Origin of the sequence: Blautia sp. AF19-13LB (genome assembly GCF_003479105.1) — a bacterium.
Taxonomy (GTDB): Bacteria; Bacillota; Clostridia; order Lachnospirales; family Lachnospiraceae; genus Fusicatenibacter; species Fusicatenibacter saccharivorans.
Window position 1 is genome coordinate 167504 of sequence record NZ_QUGO01000010.1, and the last position, 3626, is coordinate 171129.

Annotated in this window: 3 protein-coding genes; all 3 read left to right on the top strand. The window is 55.7% G+C overall.

The genetic code is table 11. The features are described 5' to 3' along the window. Positions 1–209 precede the first annotated feature (209 nt). The 3 genes from DWX32_RS12300 to DWX32_RS12310 are packed head-to-tail and all read left to right on the top strand — an operon-like array spanning position 210 to position 3473. Positions 210–1454, top strand: coding sequence for a serine/arginine repetitive matrix protein 2 (locus DWX32_RS12300; protein WP_117760454.1), 1245 nt, complete (start codon positions 210–212; stop codon positions 1452–1454). Then, positions 1451–2155 (top strand): CHC2 zinc finger domain-containing protein, encoded by a 705-nt coding sequence (locus tag DWX32_RS12305; protein WP_055266766.1) that lies wholly within the window; start codon positions 1451–1453, stop codon positions 2153–2155. The genes DWX32_RS12300 and DWX32_RS12305 overlap by 4 nt, the downstream gene beginning before the upstream one ends. After that, positions 2115–3473, top strand: a complete 1359-nt coding sequence (locus DWX32_RS12310) for a virulence-associated E family protein (RefSeq protein ID WP_055221981.1) — start codon at positions 2115–2117, stop codon at positions 3471–3473. Before DWX32_RS12305 ends, DWX32_RS12310 begins: the two co-directional genes overlap by 41 nt. Positions 3474–3626 lie beyond the last annotated feature (153 nt).

A 3626-nucleotide genomic window follows, 5' to 3' on the forward strand; every position in this document is an offset into this window, starting at 1 on the left:
CGGCAGCCATTATCGGGTCAAGGACGAAGTGCCTTGGCAGGTTGAGGGCAGCCGCCCCATCGGGTCAAGGGTGAAACGCCTTGCCCAGGGAAAGTTGATGCCTGCGTCAACTTGTATTGGGTATTACCTGACGCAAAATTCGCAGGATTTGCGGCTTCGCCGCCCCTTCCCCGGCCCCAGAACATCTTCGCAGGAAGGAGGAAATCTGTTTGAAACTGACACGACACAATGGACGCTCCGGCAAGCATGGCACCTATAATCCCCGCCACAATGACCGCCGGTTCGATGTGGAGAACAGCGAACACATTGACGCAGAACGGGCAAGGCAAAATGTCTACTGGGACTGCTACCGGGGCTTTACCACCCATGAGTTCCGGGAGAACCCGGAGCAGCCGGATTTCAGCTTTGAGGAAATCGAGCGGATGTATTACTACGAGCATTACGGCGGCTATGTGGAAGCTCAGAACGCCCGGAATGAGAAAACCCGGCACACCGAGCGCAACCGCACTGTGGAGGACTTGCTGAAAAACAACAAGACCTGCCCGGAGGAAAGTATCTACCAGATCGGCACGATGGGAGAATCCGTCTCGCCGGATACGCTCTTTTCCATCGTCAATGAGTTTTATCAGGAATTTGAGCGCCGCTTCGGTTCCCATATCCACATCCTGGACTGGGCGCTCCATCTGGACGAGGGGACGCCCCACATCCATGAGCGGCACGTCTTTGACTGTGAGAACCGCTATGGGGAACTGTGCCCCCAGCAGGAAAAGGCGCTGGAAGAACTTGGCATCCCTCTCCCCAACCCGGAGAAGCCCAAAGGCCGGAACAACAACCGCAAGCAGACCTTTGATGCGGTCTGCCGGACGATCCTGTTTGACATCGCCAGACGGCATGGGCTGCATCTGGATCAGGAGCCGTCCTACGGCGGGCGGGACTATCTGGAAAAACAGGATTATATCCTGATGAAGCAGAAGGAGCAGCTTGCGGCGCAGGAGCAGAAGCTGGAAGAACTGACGCTCAAAATCGAGGACGTGGAGACGCTGTTAGATGATGTTTCCGATGCGGCCTATGACAAGGCGGTGGAGGTGGTGACCGATACCGTCCGGCAGGAGACACACAAGGAAGATATTCGTCTGGTGGAAGAATCGAAAAAATGGGTGCTTTCGCCGGAGCGCAAGGCCCCGAAGAAGGAGCGTGACTACGCTGCCGCCCGTCTGGATGGAGTGATTACCAAAATCAAACGGGTCATGCAGAACGCCCTGGCAAAAATCCAGAAAACTCTCATGCAGCCGGAGGTCAAGAAGGCCGGTAAGGAGCAGATTAAGGAGAAGGCCAGAGAATCCATCCGGGAGAAGCTGGCGAAAGGCAGGCTGAACGCTGACCGAGATAACCGGGAACGCTGGGAACGTGAGGGGCGGATTGCTCCGAAAAAGAAACACGATATGGAGTTATGAGGCACCTGATTTTCTGCGGAAACGGGTGCTTTTTTCTCTGCCTGGAGGTGAGAAAATCGAATATATTTGAAGCGGTGAAGGAGTCTGTCACCACAAGGCAGGCTGCGGAATATTACGGGGTGCAGGTTGGCAGGAATGGCATGGCCTGCTGTCCCTTCCATGATGACAAACATCCCAGTATGAAGATTGACCATCGGTTCCACTGCTTTGGCTGTCAGGCAGATGGGGATGTGATTGATTTTACCGCCCGTCTGTTTAGTCTGAGCAGTAAGGAGGCGGCGCTGAAGCTGGCGGAGGATTTCTCTGTCCACTATGACGCCAAAGGCCATGACCCGCCCCGCAGGAGGCCGGTCAAGCGAAAAATCAGCGAGGAACTGCGTTACCGGCAGGCGGAGCAGAAATGTTTCCGGGTGCTGTGCAATTACCTGCATCTGCTGGAACGCTGGGAGAAGGAATACGCCCCGCAGACGCCGGATGAAGCGTGGAATCCGCTGTTCGTGGAGGCCCTGCAAAAGAAACCGTACACGGAATATCTGCTGGATATTCTCTTGTCCGGCAGCATGGAGGAACGTGCTTCCGTGGTCGCTGAGTATGGAAAAGAGGTGAGGAAGATTGAGCAGCGAATATCAGAGTTTACCGCTAGCCACCCGGCAGGCCGCCATGAGCGCAGCCGAAGCCTTAGCGCCGGAGCGGAGCGTTGATGAGGTGCGGGAAAGCCTGTCCGTCACCGAGAAGGGCCAGCCCGCCAACACCATCGGCAACTGCCGGACGGTGTTCTGCCATGACCCTCTCCTGCGTGGGGCGATCCGCCTGAACCTTTTGACTGACCGGGTGGACATTGTACAGGATTTAGGCTGGCGCAGGAATACCAGTGCCCTGACGGATACGGACGTGAAATATCTGCTTCTCTATTTTGAGCAGACCTATGGCCTGACCAGTGAGAAAAAGATGACGGCGGCGCTCTCCATCGTGGCGAATGAGAACTGCTACCATCCCATACAGGACGTGCTAAACGGCCTTGTCTGGGACGGGACGCCCCGCATCCGCTCCTGTCTCCATCATTTCTTAGGTGCGGACGAGAGCGACTATGTGGAGGAAATGCTGAAACACTTTTTGCTGGGGGCTATCCGGCGGGTATTCCGCCCCGGCTCCAAATATGAGGAAATGCTCTGTCTGGTGGGCGGTCAGGGGGCTGGCAAGTCCAGCTTCTTCCGCTTGCTGGCGATCCGGGACGAGTGGTTCAGTGACGACCTGAAAAAACTGGACGATGACAGGGTGTATCTGAAGCTGCAAGGACACTGGATTATCGAAATGTCGGAGATGCTGGCTACCAGCAGCGCCAAAAGCATTGAAGAAATCCGCTCCTTTATCAGCCGCCAGAAGGAAACCTACCGGACGCCCTACGAGGCCCAGCCCAAAGACCGGCTGCGGCAGTGTGTGTTCGGCGGTTCGTCCAACACACTGGACTTCCTGCCCCTTGACCGGGCCGGAAATCGGCGCTTTTTGCCGATCATGATTTACCCGGAGAATGCAGAGGTTCACATTTTGGAGGACGAGGACGCCTCCAGAGCCTATCTTTTACAGGTCTGGGCGGAGGCCATGACGATTTACCGCAGCGGCCACTACTCTATGAAGTTCAGCAAGTCCATCCAGCGCCAGCTGGTGGAGGTGCAGAAGGATTTCATGCCGGAGGACACCGAGGCCGGACAGATACAGGGCTTTCTGGAACACTACACCGGCAGCATGGTCTGCTCCAAACAGCTGTTCAAGGAGGCGCTGGGCCACACCTACGATGAGCCGAAGCGGTGGCAGCTGCACAATATCAACGAGATCATGAACACGGTGGTGACGGGCTGGAAACCATTCTCCAATCCCCGGATGTTCACCGGATATGGCAGGCAGAGGGGCTGGGAACGGGACGTTTCCGGCAACGAACTGCCCGGCAACGAAGATGGATTTGTGGAGCTGACCGAGGAAGAATGCTGCCAGCTGGAACTGCCGAAGGAGTGGATCGCATAAAATTAGCGGTCTGTTGCCGGGATGGTTGCCACTTGGTTACCGGGTTTGTTGCCGGGGATTCTCCGGTCTGGATACGGAAAAAGCCTGTAAATAAGCAATGTCATTAACTTAAAAGCAGAAGATATTTATTCCGAAATGGATTAGATATCTTCT